We start from the raw sequence: 16,919 nt of genomic DNA on the forward strand, positions 1-16,919 counted from the left end.
CTAGAATATCATTCTCTATTGTGCAACACCAGATTTAATATGATGACTAGGTGACTGTATATTTTAATATGCCTTTGACTTTTGATTTTTGACTTGTAGGAAGATGATTAATCCTGGACAAATATTACAACAGCACTATCGAGCGATTCAACTTATTGGAGACTGTGGTTTTGGTCAAACTTGGGAAGTTGATGATGGTGGTACGATAAAAATTATGAAAATATTGCAAGTGCCAAGGGAAATAGAAGACGAAGAAATAGAACAAGTAATTTCTTTGTTTGAGCAAGAAGCAAAAGTTTTAACATATTTACATGAACCTGGATTACCAAAAGTTGAACCAGAAGGATACTTTATCTGGTCAGAAGCGGGAGATGAACCATTACACTGTCTGGTAATGGAAAAAATTGAGGGTATAAATTTATCTGACTGGTTACAACAAATTCATCATAATCAACCCATAGAAGAAGAGCAAGCGATCGCCTGGGTCACACAATTAGTAGAAATCATTGCTAAACTTCATCAGCATCATTGCATCCATCGGGATCTTAAACCAACAAATATCATGTTGCGTAGCTTCCCAGCACAAAACTCCAATCATAATGGAGCCAAACAACCCTCTGGATCTTATGAAAATTTGCCTAAACAAGAAGCTAGTCAACAAACAGATGGAAAAGCTAGCAGAGCAAATAATTTATCTTCCATTTCACTTACCGAAGAAAATGTTGCACAGCTAGGAAATGATCCAGAACAAACCAGAGAAACATTAGACCACAAACAGGAGGTTGAAAATGAAAAAAATCACACTGACCATCAACAAGATTCCCAAAAGCAGAAATGGGGTCAACTAGCATTAATTGACTTTGGTGCGACTAGGCAAGTTACAGAAACATATTTAAGGCAATTTGAAGGCAAAGATGTGACTGGGATGATTTCTCAAGGTTACACATCCCCAGAACAGTATGAAGGGAAAATCACACGACAGTCGGATGTATTTGCCATTGCTCGAACTATAGTTTATTTAGTCACAGCACAAGATCCTACTAATTTGCCTACCGATCCTCAGAGTGGTAGATTAATGTGGCGACACCATGCTACTCAAATCTCAAAAACATTAGCAGACTTAATTGATGAGATGATGGCAAATTTACCTCAGTGTCGCCCCCAAACAACCGAAGACATTTTGGAACGTCTTGCTAACTACAACCAGCAAGTACAAGCAGAAATTGAACCTACCCAGAGCAAACAACCCGCTCCCGCAAAGAAAAACTATTTATCTGACTTTCCATTGCAGCAAAAAATACAGAACTTCAAGAGTAAATATCAAGAAACCACACCCAAAGTCAATAAATGGTTAGGCAATATTTCCCTTTTCACACTAGGAGCGATCGCTGTCTTAATTGCTATTTTACCAGAAGCACCAACAACTTGTCCTTTAAAACTGGATGATAATTTGAGTTGTGGGGAAGAAATTCTGATTCCAGGTTCCGCACCCAAAGAAAAAGAAGAGGGAGTTAAAGCTTTTGCTGATGGTGATTATTTGCAAGCAGTCAAACTTTTAGAAACAGCTAGAAAAAAATACTTTAACGATCCAGAAATCCTGATTTATCTGAATAATGCCAGACTAGCTGCTAGCAATACTGACGCTTATACTATAGCCATAGTAGCACCAATGACAGGTGAGTCACAAGCTCTCAACTATAGTTTAGAAAAATTACGGGGAGTTGCTCAAGCTCAGAATGCCATAAACCTGAGCGATAATTTGATTGGAGGCAAGGGTTTAACTGTAATTATTGTTGATGATGGCAACTCTCCAGAGCAAGCAGTAAAAATAGCAAATAATCTGGTTTTAACAGGTCAAGTTTTGGCAGTAATTGGTCATACTTTTAGTGAAAGCACGATGGAAGTAGCTCCAATTTATGAAAAGAATAAACTGGTTTTAATTTCTCCCACTGCTAGTGCTTCTAAATTATCAAATCGCAATGATTTTTTCTTTAGGATGATACCATCTGATGCCACAATGGCTCAAGCAATGGCAAGTTACTTAATTAATAAATCTACTGATCAACAGCAAATAGTAGCTCTGTTTGATAATCCTAATGATATTTACAGTGAATCTCTCAAAAATAAATTTATGGTTAGTTTGAGTGCTGGTGGTGGCAAAATAGTTAAAGATATGAATGACAGTTTTGATTTATCAAGGACTTCTTTTAATGCCAGTGCTGCGAACAATAGAGTAGAAAAACAAAAAGCTACTGCAATTGTATTACTGCCAGATATTTCCACTTTAGCGAAGGCAATAGAGGTAATCAAAGCAAATTGGCAGCTCAATTTACCGATAATTACTGGAGAAAACCTCTATAGTAACTATACTCTCAAGTTTGGTGCTCAAGAAGCAGAGAAAAATGTTGTAGTAGCTACACCGTGGCACAGCTTGAATAGCCCCGATCCAGATTTTCCACTGCAAGCAAAAAACATTTGGGGAGGAACTGTTAGTTGGCGTACGGCTTTTGCTTATGATGCAGCTAGAGCCTTGATTACAGCATTAGAATCACTTCCAGAACGTCAAGAGTTAAATCGCATCGCCCTGCAACAAATTTTAGCAAGTGAAAATTTTAGTTCTGAGGGTGCTACAGGAGAAATAACTTTTTTACCAAGTGGCGATCGCCAGGAATCAAGAATTATTTTTACTAGAGTCGTGAAATCTAGTTGTTCGCCATTAGGCTATACATTTCTGCCCCTAGATTATCCTGTCAGCAAGTTTAGTATTTTGGAATGTGATTGATTCGTTATTTAGAGGAGATAAGGGTTAGGTAGTGACTATTCAACAATTAATAATTAATAATTAATAATGGCTTTGTTGCACAAAAGATGAACATAGAGTATAGATATGGTTATGGTTATGGTACAAAAAATCTGCACCGACTAGATATGAGTAAGTCCAAGTCCAAATCCCAATACAGAGTAAGTAACTGGTCAGCAATACGATGCTTCCTTGAAACAAAGGGGGAGTCTAACATTTTGGCTGAGTAATCAAATGATAGAGCAGTGGCTGACAACAGAGAAAACTGGACGTCGGGGGGCATCTCATACCTATAGTCAGGTTGCTATGGAATTAATGGCAACTCTTGCTACTCTGTTGAGCTTGGTAGGACGACAAACCGAGGGATTTTTGGAATCTATATTTACCTGAATGGGGTTAGAGCTACCAGTACCAGATCACAGTACCTTGTCCCGTCGCCTGAGTAAATTGAATATTGAGATACCAGTAGTCCCAGCCCGTCGCCCAAGAGGCCATGCATCTAGTCGTAGACTCTACAGGGGTGAAAGTGTATGGAGAAGGGGAATGGAAAACAAGAGTTCATGGTGTAAGTAAACCTGTACAATTGCGTAAGTTACATCTAGGTGTCAATGAAGCAACTGGGGAAATTGTTAGTGCTGTGGTAACAACTAACAATGTTAGTGACGATCAAGTGTTTTGCTACTGATTGGAGGGAGTAGAGGGTGAGATTGGGCAAGTATCTGGTGATGGAGCCTATGATCAACGCAAGTGCTACGAGGCAGCCAGTAAAAGGGGAGCTAAACCAACCATACCACCGCGTCAAAATGCAGTCATCTGGCAGCATGGCAAATGTAAAGCTCCGGCTGATCCCAGGAACTCAAATCTCAGAGAGACTCGTAGAGTGGGACGTCAAAAATGGAAACGAGAGAGTGGATACCATCGGCGCTCCTGATCCGTTTGCGTAGCATTCCGTAGGAAAACAACAATGTTGAGGCTCAAAGTGATATTCGGAGGCAAGTTGCGACGACGAAAATTTGAGACTCAAGCAGTGGAGTTATTTATACAGTGCGCTATCCTTAACCACATGATTCAACTTGGGTTACCTGAAAGCTACAAAGTAGAAATTTAGTTGATGGAATTTTCGGGGGAGCCGTCGCGAATGCAACTTTCATGCAACAAAGCCATTAATAATTAATTATTACCTCTCCTTGAAAGCTGATAACGGTTTGCATGCTGGTGAAAAATACGAAAACTCTGTCTGGGATTTTTACTTCGGAGAAGAACTAGGACAAGTTAGGAGTTTAGAAGTTAACTTTAACGGTATAATACCATTTCTCCATGAAGTTGCACTTACAGCGCTTTTCAAATTGATGAACCACATCTTCACAAACAAAACTTTGTAGGGACATTCCATGGAAAGTTCCTACTGTGGTCTACCCAAATGAAAACCGCTGTAATATTAAAGATGAGAATAGTCAGTGCAATAAGGTCCGATCGACAATTATTAAGCGCAGCTTTACAAAGAATTGGTATAAATGGTGCCATCTCTGAACTAACATACAAAAAAATGTACAGTGATTTCCTTTCAGATCCAAAAGTGCGTGTACCAGATCCTAATAGCATTGCAGCTTTAGCATTCATTGGTGGTGGAATGTTCCTTTCCCGTCGTCGCCAGTCTCGCTAAGAAATTAAATTATAATTGCATCTACTATAAATTTTAATATTGGATACAAATAAATAAAAATTCTATAACTGGGTTTCTCCTAAAAACGAAACAGGAGAATCTCAGATTTTTTTTGTTATCAAGATATATAGTAGGGAATAGGGAACAAAGGCCACTTGCATCTGACCAATGCGGAATTGCAGCACTATTTCCTATAGTACCAATGAGCAAAAACTTTGCTATACTTAGTTTTCTATTTCCCCATCAGGCTAAAATATCAGGAGGATAAGTTTAGCATTACTTTTGTAAATTGCTACAATCACAGTGGGTTGAAAATTCTTCGATCAAAAAATTGATATAATAACCAAGATTAATTTTAAATATATCAAAAACTAATTAACAGGGATTGTGACTTCAGAAAACCTAACATTATTTGAAACTGAATATAAAGCTGGCAAATATGCCTTTGAGCGAGGTCAATACCGTAATTCAGTGCAACATTTAGAAACTGCTAAAGACAATATTGAGCTTAATTCAAGATTTGGGGGAGAGGTACAAATCTGGTTAGTGACAGCATATCAAGCGGCTGGCCAAATTCAAGAAGCAACTGCCCTTTGTAAACAACTAACTCGTCATCCTCGTTTAGAAACCCGCCAACAAGCAAAACGTATATTAGCCATTCTCGAAGCACCTGTACTGAGAACCAGGCAAGAATGGATGACTAAAATTCCTGACTTGGGGGCAATATGTGAAAGTGATGCTAAAGATCGTCGAGGTAGCACTATGGTTTCCCAAGTGAAATCACGGCCACCGAAGCCAAAAACTCTGAAGTTAGAAGTTGTCGATCCTAGTCAAGTTAACACAAAAGATAATCAATTTGTTTGGGTGGCGTTAGTACTAATAATTCTGACTGTTAGTGGGTTAGTTTGGTTTAGTTGATTTTTATCAGGACTTACGCACGCATACGAATTATACACTATTTGTAGGGGGTTAACGGCCGTTAACCCCTACTATATTTGGTTGTTATGCGTGATATTATGTCCGGTAGCATCGGCATTGTATAGCAAAGGTAGGCAACAGCTCCGGAAGGCAACAGGCAACAGACAGGAAGGCAATTGAGCAAGAAAAAAACTTAAATTTCCTGTAGATATCCACGCTAACTTTTACACAAACGATACCAACGGACATGATATGAGTGAGTCCTCAGAAGTATTTTCCCACCAACTTTTCAGAGAATGACTTTTTGGAGGTGAATATCGTCCGTTTATATCAAATCCGGTAGCATTGGTATAACTAGATTAGTTAATTAGGAGTCAGGAGGGAATAAAATGTAGAAATATTTGCGATCTGGCTGACAATGAAACATTTTTTTATACCGAACCCGGGCGTATTTGATCTCAAAGTCTACAGTTTTAATTATCTCCTGGTTGATGGCTTTCTCAAACTGAATAGCACTTTCATTACCCTCATTTTGCAATAGTGAGCTAATGAATTACACCAACTATCTTTTTTAATAGATTAATCTAAAGAACTCGATCTATTACAGTAAATTGAAAAGCTCTATTCAGAGAATTATTTGTTTCATTCTTGCTGAAATTAAAGCAATATTTTGCATTTTTATTGACCACATAATTTACTCTTTTTATAGAAATGATCATCTCTAATTATCAGTTATGAGAATGCTTCAGTAACAATAGAGTTTTAATACCAGGATATAGATTTTAAGACCTTTCAACTATTCTCAATCTTGCCAAATTCCCCTAACACCTAATTTTTAGAAAATTTTCAGCAAAAAATAATTTAACCGACACTCAACCTGCTTAAATATAATATGTAAAGTTATATCTGAGAGGTAAATTATGAATGCAAAGGATATTGCGGGATTGATACATCCAGCATTGGCAGTTGTGGTGGTTTTCCCAATCATTGGTATAGTTCTCAACTTGGCTTGGCAGACTCGTCAACGAAGGCTACAAACTGCGGATAAAAGTAAAAGTAAAATTCCTCCAGTGGTAGGACCGGAACATAGAAAAATAGGTAATTTGTTGACGGGTTCCGTTGTGGGAATAACTTTAGTCGCTATTGCTTACTCAATATATTTTAAGGGTATTTTTAAAGATTTTAAAAGTGAAAATATGACCCTAGCAATATTAATAGTAACCATCTTTATGACTACGGTTGCTTCTCTAATATTTCTTTATCAAGCTAAAACTAAATTATGGCGAGGAGTATTTGCGACCTTAACCGGAGCAGGTATCGTAATTTTAGGTTTTCAAGATGGTGTTTTCCGACGCGACTATGAGTGGGCAGTTTCTCATTTTTATTATGGTATAATAGCTTCAATATTGATGATTTTTTCTTTGACTATTGTGCCGGAAATATATAAAGATAGGACTCACAAATGGCGCAAAATTCATACTGCTTTAAACTGTTTGGCGATTCTAGTATTTTTAGGGCAAGGAATAACAGGAAGTCGGGATTTGTTAGAAATTTCTCTAAGTTGGCAAGAAAAATATTTATATAAATGTGATTGGGAAAAACAAGTTTGTCCAGATGCACAATCACAAATTTTATCACCAGAAATAATTGTTGCTTCTATTTCTAATTATCCAACTTTAGCTCAGACAAATACTGTTTTAGCTTCTGGAGAATTTGTAACTATTACTCCGGGGGAAGATACCGAAGGTACAGCAGAAATTATTCAAGCAGGTAATAAAACTCAAGTTCGGTTAGCGGAAAACTTTTCTGCCATTGAAGGTCCGGCAGTAAAATTGTTATTACATAAAGAAAATCGTCCGGAAAGTTATACCACAGAAAATTATGTGCGTTTGGGAGATTTAAAAAGTTTTACAGGAGAACAAGTTTATGACATTCCAGAAGGAATAAATTGGCAAGATTATCCAAATGTTGTGGTCTGGTGTGAAAAATTTGATGTCACTTTTGGATCAGCAAAACTTAAGTGATATTAAATCTGGTTGAACAACCTCACTTCAATTTAGTAGTAGGGGTATTTTCCTGCGGAATGCTACGCAAATATGTCGCGGAGGAAACGGCCGTTTGCTGGCGCACAACTATCATTAACAACCATAAAAGGATGCTAAACCCTTTAGGACTATAGAGCAAAACTACGAGCAATTATAACTGTTATACTGAATATGAGTTACTATTTACCGTTGCACTTATGCGACAACTATTAAGAAAACGATCGAGATTATAAACTTTGGCAATAGATGCTAGTAAAGTTGGCTGAGTTGCAATAATACTCAGTGGAGTAGAACCTGGAATAGGAATAAAAGCTGAACCAAAACATACCCCAGCTGCTGTAGCAACAAGAGAGTATGCTACTGTCCTTTTTAGTTTGACATTAACTGCCTGAGCTGTTATAAATGCTTGCGAATATGATTCAGGAATGGCTTTTATAGACGCTTCTGTTAATTCTTTTAGACCTGAAACTGTCTTGCCTGCAATAGGATCGGCAGAAACTTCCATAATTTTGAGTTGAGTATTTGCTCTCTGTTCAATTTCAGCTAAGGAGTCACTCAGCCTTTTTTTTAGTTCAGAAAGCTCTTTTGGTTTAGCAATATCACACTGACTTAACACTATGATTACAGGAATTTTTAAGCTAAGTGCTGTTTCAATCACTTTTAGATCGAAATGTTCAATCCTAGTTAATCCTGCATGAATGAGGTACCAAACAAGGTGAATACTGTCATCTACAGATTGGGTATTGGAAAGAGATTTTTCCCCAAGGAATCCTAAAGTCTCTTGTAAAAAATCATCTGTTTTGCTAACTTCATAACCAGCAGAATCATAGAGTATGATTGGAATATCTGGATTATATGGGTTTGGATATTTGTTATAACGTTTTGTTACTGGCAACCCAACATCTACTCTGATTTCATTATCATCTAGCCCAAAAATAGCTTTAATTAGACTACTCTTTCCTGCACCAGTTCTACCAATTAGAGCAATACTTGGTGGTTTGAGTCTTTCTTCTATTTTCTTCAGTTCTCGATCTATTTCGTTGTTCATGTCTAAACTCCTATCTATTTCTACCCTTCAAAGCCCTAATTTCTTGTTTTAATTTAGATATTTCATTTGACATATATGTCAACTTTTCTACTGATTCTTGAGTAAGCTCATTATGTGTATTAGCTATCGTTCTAATATGCCATAACTGCTTAATAACTTCGTTCATTTTTTGATTAAAGAAATTTTCTCTATTTCTTCTAAGTTGGAAACGATATTGCTCAACCTCTTGAATTGCATTCTTAAAGTTTTCAACTAAATTTTCATCATTAATCTTGATAACATCACCATAAAGCTTAAAATACCTTTCAACAAGTGATGAAGCTTCCCCAAGCCATGACTCTAAAGCTACATCAAAAGGTTGACGATTAGCTCTTATTCTGGTACTCGCTTCGTCTGGAAGATTTCTTGCCTTAGCAGCATTTTTATATGTAAAATGGCTCCTCCCATATTCTCTGGAAGGATAGATTTTCCCTGCAATAAATTCATTCTTTTTCTCTTTCTGAATATACTGAATGAATAAGGCATCTATCCTTTCTTGAAATAGCCGAGGAGTTTCTAGAGGACCAGGAATATCATAAGCTGTCTCCTGATGATTTGCTAAATCTAAACCCCTATCTATTTCAGAGTTTTCACTGCGAAGACGATTAAGAATACCAAGCATTGCGAAAAGACCTTCATCTTGATTTTTTGGTAATCTTGGTTTCCGATTAGATGCAACCATCCCGTGCAAAGCCAACAAAAATATTATGAAACAAAGGAAAACCAAGATGGGAGCTAGCACAGAAATCCCAATTTGAGTTCTTCCATGTGGCTCATTCTCAAAAAGCCTAATTATTCCTACAGCGGAACCTCCTACTACACCACAAACCAAGTGAACAATCACGGCGCCAACCGGATCATCCATTACCTCCCATGAAAATTCATCCTCAATAATAAATTTTGAATATGAGAAAACTAGCCAACCACAAACACCGCCAACAAAAAATGGATACCAAATCATTGCTACATCTGGTGCAGCTGTAATTCCGACTAATCCACCCAGTAAGCCATTTATTGCGATCGTTAGCCTCGGAATATTGTTGAACCAACTCAGAAAAATTGTCACCATCATACTGACAGTCGCTGCCAAGGTTGTATTAATCGCAACACGAGCAATTTCATGTAAACCTTCTGCCATCCCGACAGATAATTGTGTACTGCCCATATTAAAGCCGTACCATCCGATAAGCAATAGAAACACACCTGTTGTCGCTAGAGGAATATTATGAGCTGGTAGTCGTCTTTCTCTTACAGGTCGCGACCCTATAAGTAAAGTAGCTGCTAAGGCTGTAGCTCCACCAGTTGCATGTACTACGACTGAACCAGCGTAATCTTTAAATACTTCATCGAAAACTTCCCACAATAGGAAACCTGAGAGGGGATATATAATGCCAGAAATGAAGCTACTCATTATTAAGTAATCAGACAACTTCATCCTACCAGCGATCGCTCCTGAACATATAGTTGCAGCGGTTGCAGCAAAAGCTCCCTGGTAAATAAAATCTACTAAGTGCTTTGCATTCTCAATATTTCCTGGTTCTGATACTATAATATTGAAGGGATGTAAGGAATTATCAAAACCCTTCAATATCCAGTAACCAAAAAAGAAAAAAGCGATAAAGCTAACGCCAAAGTCAGCAAAATTTTTGAATATGATTGAGACTGTGTGCTTGGAAGGAAGCAACCCTGCTTCTAAAAGAGCAAAACCTAGCTGCATTAAAATGACTAGGATTGCACAAAATATAATAAAGACAATATCTATTGGAACAGTTTGCATAAAATTCTGTGTAATTAGTAGATATAGATGAAAAATCACTACGTTGTTACTTCTTGGGTAGTCAGTTAATGCACCACTGTTAGGGATAACCAAAAAATAGACTACCATTTAATTGTATAGAGTAGAGATTGCTACTCTGCGAGAAGGCTTCGCCTACGGCTGACTTGACTCTTTCCTATTGAGGTTTAGTCTAATATAGCCGCCTCGCAATGACAGCTACGGGGATTTTTTCCCATGAATAATTGGTACTTTATTAACCTGAAAATCCCTTATATTGAATCTAGTAGTAAAGATTTGAGTAGTTCCAACTCGCGATCGCGTAGCATCCCAAAGGAAACCACTTGGAGCGCTGCCATAAGATTTTCGGGACATTGATTTTTTTATTTCCCTACCTTAAATACTTTTTTATGGCCACCTTTAGTTTTTTTTTACAAACAGTCTCTTACGTTGATCGAACGATAACTCTATTATTTTTAAAATGTACAGTATTTATAATATCCTCCAAAAATAAAAATCGTCAACTATGGAGTAATTATTCAATTGGCCAGATAAATCTATGGAAGTCTAATCAAGCTTGTTCAAATTAATCTAAAATTTCAGTATTTGATTATTAACAATACAACTGTAATTATGCTCAAAAAAACTAAACCAATAATTAGTCTAATTCTCAGCTTATTTTCCCTAACTCCAACGATCGCTCCCACCTTAGCAGCACCACCCCGTACCCCAGATAAAGAAGAAACCTGCGAAATTTTAGTCATCGGTGGTGGGTTATCAGGAGCGGCAAGCGCCTACGAATCACTATTAGTAGGGCGCACTGTTTGTATAACCGAAATTACCGACTGGGTGGGCGGTCAAATTTCCTCCCAAGGTACCTCCGCTCTCGACGAACGCGGAACTCAACGCAGTCTCCTATTTTATCCGCGCGGTTATTTAGAATTACGGGAACGCATTGAGGAAAAATACGGTAGACTTAACCCCGGCACCTGTTGGGTAAGTGTCTCCTGTTTTATGCCTTACGATGGTCACGGTATCCTATTTCAAATGTTAGAGGATGCTGCCAAAAAAGGAGGAGGTACATTAAAATGGTTTCCCAATACTATTATCAAAGAATTAGATATATCTAATAATCAAATTAATAGAGCGATCGCCATCCAACATCAACCAGTAAGTAACACCCCACCTATAAACACCGAACCCCTATCTCAGATTATTGAAGATGCTTACCGCTACCAAAACTCAGCAAGATTTGACAAAACCATAATTCAGTTTGTACCCCAACCATCCCCAGAAAAAACAGGTGGTGCTGACTGGTATGTTGTGGAAGCAACTGAAACGGGAGAAATTATTGCTCTTGCAGATGTTCCCTATCGTCTCGGTATCGATCCACAAACTTACGTTAACCCCTCATCTCCCGTTGACACCAGAGACCCCTACTGCACTCAAGGTTTTACCTACACCTTCGCGATGGAGGCAACTGAAACACCTCAAATTCATGTGGAACCGCCATTTTATTCTCAGTATGCTCCCTACTATAGTTATGAATTATCCAGATTAGCTAATTTCAACCTAGTTTTCAGCTATCGGCAAATTTGGTCAATGCAACCAGATATACCCCAACCCCCCGACTACAGAAAACGAACTATTTATCCCGGTGATATTTCCATGCAAAATTGGACTTGGGGTAATGACTACCGTCCTGGCAACCGCGACGACAATTTGATTTACAGTCGAGGGCAACTACAAGCTACAGGTCAACTGCAACCGGGGGGTTGGATGGGTGGTTTGCGTGCGGAAACCCTCCGTCGAGGTGAGGAAAATGCTCTCGGTTATTTCCATTGGTTGGTTGAGGGAACTACTGACTCTCAATTGGGAGCAGGGGTAAAAGAAAAACATCCCAATAATCGTTTTTTGAGTGGGTTTGATGCACCGATGGGAACAGCTCACGGGTTGTCAAAATATCCTTATATGCGAGAGGGAAGACGTATTATTGGTCGTCGGGGAAAGACTCATCCAGAAGGTTTTACCGTGGCAGAGGTTGATATTGCTAAAAAGAATTTTCGGGATGATTTTTATCTGCAAAATTTAGCACCGGATACATTACATTATTTGTGGGGAGCTGTTTCTGCTTTTGTACCTCCAGATGCACAAATTAACTCAATGGCAGAAATGCCTCAACGTGCTCGGGCGACTATTTTTCCTGATAGTGTGGGTATTGGTCATTATGCAATTGATTTTCATCCCTGCATGACAAAAAGTCCGGCAGAAGCACCTGGTAATTCTGAACGAGCAGGTATTAGGAGGGGTCAAGGTTCTGCTTATCCTTTTCAAATTCCTTTACGGGCAATGATCCCTCAGCAAATTGATAATTTGTTGGTAGCGGGGAAGACTATTGCTACAAGTTATATTGCTGCTGCTGCTTATCGGGTTCATTCTTTTGAATGGTCTGCTGGTGCTGCTGCTGGTACAACAATTGATTTTGCTTTGGAGCGAGGTATTTTTCCTGATGAATTGATTGATGATATGCCTTCTAAGGAATGGGAATTGGAGGTTTTACAAGGTCGCTTACAAGAAAATGGTAATCCCACAGCTTTTCCTGAAACTTCTATTTTTAATAATACTTGGGATGAATGGAAATAGTATTGTTGCTTAGTTGAGATGAATGGCGTTGGTGAAGCGCGTGTATGATATTAATTTGGTGGTGGTGCATAGTAATGGTAGAGAGAGTGTGGGGAGATGGGGGGATGGGGAGATGGGGAGTATGGGAGAAATTAAAAAATATATATCTTCACCAAAACCCATACAGGACTACCATTATCATTTTCTTTGTGGGTTTAATACCCCACCGTCTACAGGGTGTTCAAAATTACTTGGGGGAGCGAATCCATAAGTAATTTTCCTCCTGTCTCCTGTCTCCTGTCTCCTGTCTCCTTCTTCAAAGCGCTGTGCGCAGGCAACAGCTCATCTGGCAACAGCTCATCTGGGGGAATAAAAAACCGATAATATCAGGCTTTTAGCTATTGGACAGTTACTGTAATTTGTAAATATGCCAGCGCACATTGCTATAATTTTAATTATATCAAATCCGTTTAATTGGGCATAAAAAAAATCTTCAATCGTCATAACTACCCTCATCTTTGTAATTCTTTCTCCTCCTGACTCCTGACTTCCCCTCCCAGGAGGGGAAGTCAGGAGGACCTCCTCAGGAGGGAATAAAGAATCAGAAACAGGATGTAGAAGGAGAAAGTTTTTTGGTCGCGTAAAGGTCACGGAGTTCTATAGAACTCTTATCAGGACATGATATCATACCTCAAATCACCAACGCCAGATGAATAAAGTGCAGGTAGTTTTTCTTTGGCAATTTTAGGACTTACCCATGATATTAAGTCCGGTTAAACAGTTATAGAATGGTTACAGCACTTTTTAGGAAGCGTGAAGTACAGCTTATTAATTCTCTGTTGCCTGTTGCCAGATGAGCTGTTGCCTGATGTCTAATCATCCTGTATGCAACAAAGCCTCGATCATCACCTAAAATCAAACCACTACTTCTGAAATAAAATCTTCATATTTACCGTTAGCAGCTCTAGGAATTTCATCAACATACAAAAGCTTGACTTGGAATTGATTTTTTAAATCTGCGCAAATGTGTTGATGGAGAATTGCTTCCTCATTCTCAGTTATTGCTCTGGAAAGCACCATCCGAACTTCAATAACTTCCACACTTCTCTGTATAACCTGAATCTGGAGAATAGGACCTAATTTAGCCCAATTACTGAGTATATATGAAGGCCAAATAAGATCCCCCGATGGCAAAACCAGTAGATTACGGCTTCGTCCTAATATTCGTCGCAACACTGGTAGTTTTCGGCCACAGGAACAATATTCACCCACTTCTGCATAATCTCCAATTTCGTAGCGAATAAAGGGCATGGCATAGTTATGAAGATCTGTTAGTACTACCCGCCCAATTTGACCAGGAGCACAAGGTTGGTCATTTTCGTCTAAAATTTCTACGATCACGCTTTCAGACTGAATATGATAGTGTTCGTGTTTGGGACACTGCAGAGCAATCAGACCAATTTCCTGACAGCTATAGATATCAACAATGGAAATGTTCCAGACAGCTTGACAAACCTGACGTATTTCCGGGGTAACAACTTCTCCAAATGTGCTGAGAGCTTGAAGATTTGGTATCTTTATTCCTTTCTTCTTGGCTTGTTTTGCTAAAGCTAGGAGATTAGAAGGGTAAGTTAGTATATGCTCGGGATTTTCTTTTTCTAACCAAGCTAACTGTTCTGCAATTGTTTTACCACTATCCAATTCTACGAGCGCACCACTGGGAAAAGCATCAGCCCAAATTTTCTTACCCTCTTGTTTTTGCTTGGACTGTCGTAATTTAGAGCGAGGCACTCGAATAGCTGCCACTTTTGCCGAAAAGTTACGCTGATGCCATAGATGACTGCGAAGATTTAATGCTCGGTAAAAAATTCCTTTTGTTTTGGTTGTTTGAAAAGTAATTGGTCGCCCTGTAGAGCCAGAAGTTTGACTTTCTGAAGTAGGCAAATGTTCTTTGGGTAAGGCAGTGCTAATCATCTCCTTGCTTTGCTGTTGAATATCCTGACGAGTCAGAATCGGAATCTGCTGTAGGTCACTATAGTTGAGGAAGCGATCGCGTACTTCGAGTAAAACACCCAGTCGTTGACGATAGAAGGGAACAGTGTGATCAGCATGGGCAAGGAGTGCTGTGAGTTGGAACATCTGCCACTTTTGGATTTCTTCAGGAGACCACCATTGAGTTTGTTCTAACTGATATTGCAAGGCCAAAAGCAAGGAATTGTTAGGGTTTGGTAAGGCTGGCCAAATAACTCCTTTGATCGCAGAAATAGGAATTGGCATATTTAATTAAAGAATTGTTGGTTTTGTTTTATTAGTTTTTATTAATCTAGCAGGGAGAGCATTAAATTCCTGATTTGAGAGCTTGGAAAAATTCTAATTCCCAACACAGATAATAGTGATTCTCTTCAATGCGATAGCTCAGATATTGTTCAATTCCCTCTAAAATTTTGGAGTTGTCAGTTTTGTCAATACCAAACAGTAACTTACAGAAGTTCACCATATCTTCTAAGCTATCAAACTGCCAATCAAAGGAAATTGCTTGATGAACAAGCACTTGAAAACCTACTGTTTCTAACTGATTGGCAGTATTTTTGTCCCAAAATGCACCCTGATGCCCCATAGAGTTGTATCGATCAACAAAGATATTTAAAAAGTCAGCTACTTTCGAGCCTTTCCTGACATCTGCCAGACAGCAAATTCCTCCTTGAGCAAGTAAACGGTAAGCTTCTTGATAAAAACCAAACTTATCATCTACATGATGTAAAGCAGCTAAACTAATCACCCGATCAATACTTTCTGAAAGCAAAGGAATGTGACTAATATTTTCACAAACTAGAGCAATGTTGTGGTCTTTCTTTTGAGAACATTCAATAAATTTTTCTGAAGTTTCTATTGAAATTAACTTGGCACATCGAGGTATAAAATTACTCAGATAGCAACCCCCTGAAGGCACATCACAAATTACGTTGTCATCTTTAATTTTAGCTAGCTTTAACACTTGATTAAATTCTTCAGCTCTAGCCAAAGGATAGGTCATCATGGCTTGATGATACGAAAGCCCTCTTTGATTGAAAATATCTTTATAACTATCAAACATCGTTAGCAACCTCCAAGAATTATGCTCTAGTATTTACTAATGTTAAATCCTGATCATATCCCACTTATTTTAGTTTTATTTTGATAATAAAAGCATTCTTAAGTACAACCTATGCATTACTAATTATTATGCTATATAGGTAAGTTGGTTTTATTATCCGTAAAATAGTGATGAAAATTTAATAAGTTAAAAATAAGATATAAAACTTTATTTTGGCCTCATTTTTATATCTTTATTTATCCTCAACTACTTACTTACAGTATTCAATTTTCTCTAATTTTAAACCATATTAATCCTGAATATATGAAGTTTTCATGAAGCTTATATGGATTTCATGAAGATTTGATGAAGAAGGAAAAATAGCCTTGCTTTTAAGAAAAAATCAAGTTATTGTAATTAGTACAAACTTAAAAACATTGGAGAAAAATCATGAGTAACAAATTTCAACAGATTGCTAAAGCTGCTGGCAGTATGACTGCATTAGCATTAAGCTTAGGATTATTAGGACAAATTCCGGCTCAAGCATCTTTGATTGGAGATCAGGTAAACTTGGAAATTGAGCTTAATGGTGAAGCTCCAGATTTTGTTTTTATACCAGGGGGTTCACAAGCAATTGTCGAGCCTTCTTCTGGTAACTTTCCTGAAGGTGTCGAGTTCGTTAATGTCTTTGCTTCTTCTTCTTCTTTTTCTTTTGATTCTGATGAAGATGATATTAATCCACTGGAATTTCTCATTCTTTCTTTTACAGATCCTGCATCTTTATTCTCTGTTGAAGATAGTTCTTATGTAACAACCATAAGGGGGTTGGTAAGGGGGTGCTGGTTTCCCCACTCCTCCACAGGGTGGGGCGGAAAGCACCCCCTTACATAAATAAATGTTGATCCGCTTCGATCAAGATGTTTGTCTACCTCCCGAC

The 16,919-nt window shown here is 38.2% G+C and carries 10 protein-coding genes and 1 pseudogene; 7 read left to right on the forward strand and 4 right to left on the reverse strand.

Annotated elements, in window-relative coordinates:
• The first annotated feature begins 103 nt into the window (after positions 1–103).
• The 5 genes and pseudogenes from F6K06_RS24285 (at position 104) to F6K06_RS34230 (ending at position 7,405) form a co-directional block, all read left to right on the forward strand.
• Positions 104–2,782 (forward strand): bifunctional serine/threonine-protein kinase/ABC transporter substrate-binding protein, encoded by a 2,679-nt coding sequence (locus F6K06_RS24285; protein ID WP_287243222.1) that lies wholly within the window; start codon positions 104–106, stop codon positions 2,780–2,782.
• 146 nt (positions 2,783–2,928) lie between these two features.
• Positions 2,929–3,908 (forward strand): annotated as a pseudogene (locus F6K06_RS24290) (IS5 family transposase).
• Positions 3,909–4,220: 312 nt separating this feature from the next.
• The gene (locus F6K06_RS24295) at positions 4,221–4,463 is read left to right on the forward strand and encodes a PEP-CTERM sorting domain-containing protein (RefSeq protein ID WP_124143236.1); all 243 of its coding nucleotides are present in this window, start codon (positions 4,221–4,223) and stop codon (positions 4,461–4,463) included.
• 387 nt (positions 4,464–4,850) lie between these two features.
• Positions 4,851–5,381: a hypothetical protein gene (locus F6K06_RS24300; RefSeq protein ID WP_124143235.1), complete on the forward strand. Its 531-nt coding sequence runs from the start codon at positions 4,851–4,853 to the stop codon at positions 5,379–5,381.
• 920 nt (positions 5,382–6,301) lie between these two features.
• The gene (locus F6K06_RS34230; RefSeq protein WP_124143234.1) at positions 6,302–7,405 is read left to right on the forward strand and encodes a DM13 domain-containing protein; all 1,104 of its coding nucleotides are present in this window, start codon (positions 6,302–6,304) and stop codon (positions 7,403–7,405) included.
• 181 nt (positions 7,406–7,586) lie between these two features.
• Here the strand turns inward: F6K06_RS34230 and F6K06_RS24315 are convergent, their stop codons facing one another.
• The gene (locus F6K06_RS24315) at positions 7,587–8,474 is read right to left on the reverse strand and encodes a GTPase family protein (protein WP_124143233.1); all 888 of its coding nucleotides are present in this window, start codon (positions 8,472–8,474) and stop codon (positions 7,587–7,589) included.
• Positions 8,475–8,484: 10 nt separating this feature from the next.
• Complete coding sequence (locus F6K06_RS24320) at positions 8,485–10,290, reverse strand: ammonium transporter (RefSeq protein ID WP_124143232.1); 1,806 nt, start codon at positions 10,288–10,290, stop codon at positions 8,485–8,487.
• Between the two features lie 630 nt (positions 10,291–10,920).
• On the opposite strand from F6K06_RS24320, the gene F6K06_RS24325 reads away from it, so the two are divergent.
• Positions 10,921–12,930, forward strand: a complete 2,010-nt coding sequence (locus F6K06_RS24325; protein WP_287243224.1) for an FAD-dependent oxidoreductase — start codon at positions 10,921–10,923, stop codon at positions 12,928–12,930.
• A gap of 894 nt (positions 12,931–13,824) precedes the next feature.
• Here F6K06_RS24325 and F6K06_RS24330 read toward each other — a convergent pair.
• Together F6K06_RS24330 and F6K06_RS24335 are read right to left on the reverse strand one after the other, a co-directional pair.
• Positions 13,825–15,186: a phenylacetate--CoA ligase family protein gene (locus tag F6K06_RS24330; RefSeq protein WP_287243226.1), complete on the reverse strand. Its 1,362-nt coding sequence runs from the start codon at positions 15,184–15,186 to the stop codon at positions 13,825–13,827.
• A 61-nt stretch (positions 15,187–15,247) separates the two neighbouring features.
• Entirely contained in the window at positions 15,248–16,003 is a 756-nt protein-coding gene (locus tag F6K06_RS24335) for a class I SAM-dependent methyltransferase (protein ID WP_287243228.1), read from the reverse strand.
• Positions 16,004–16,432: 429 nt separating this feature from the next.
• On the opposite strand from F6K06_RS24335, the gene F6K06_RS24340 reads away from it, so the two are divergent.
• Positions 16,433–16,873, forward strand: a complete 441-nt coding sequence (locus F6K06_RS24340) for a hypothetical protein (RefSeq protein WP_287243229.1) — start codon at positions 16,433–16,435, stop codon at positions 16,871–16,873.
• Positions 16,874–16,919 lie beyond the last annotated feature (46 nt).

The sequence above is a fragment of the Okeania sp. SIO1H4 genome, assembly GCF_010672695.1.
Taxonomy (GTDB): Bacteria; Cyanobacteriota; Cyanobacteriia; order Cyanobacteriales; family Microcoleaceae; genus Okeania; species Okeania hirsuta.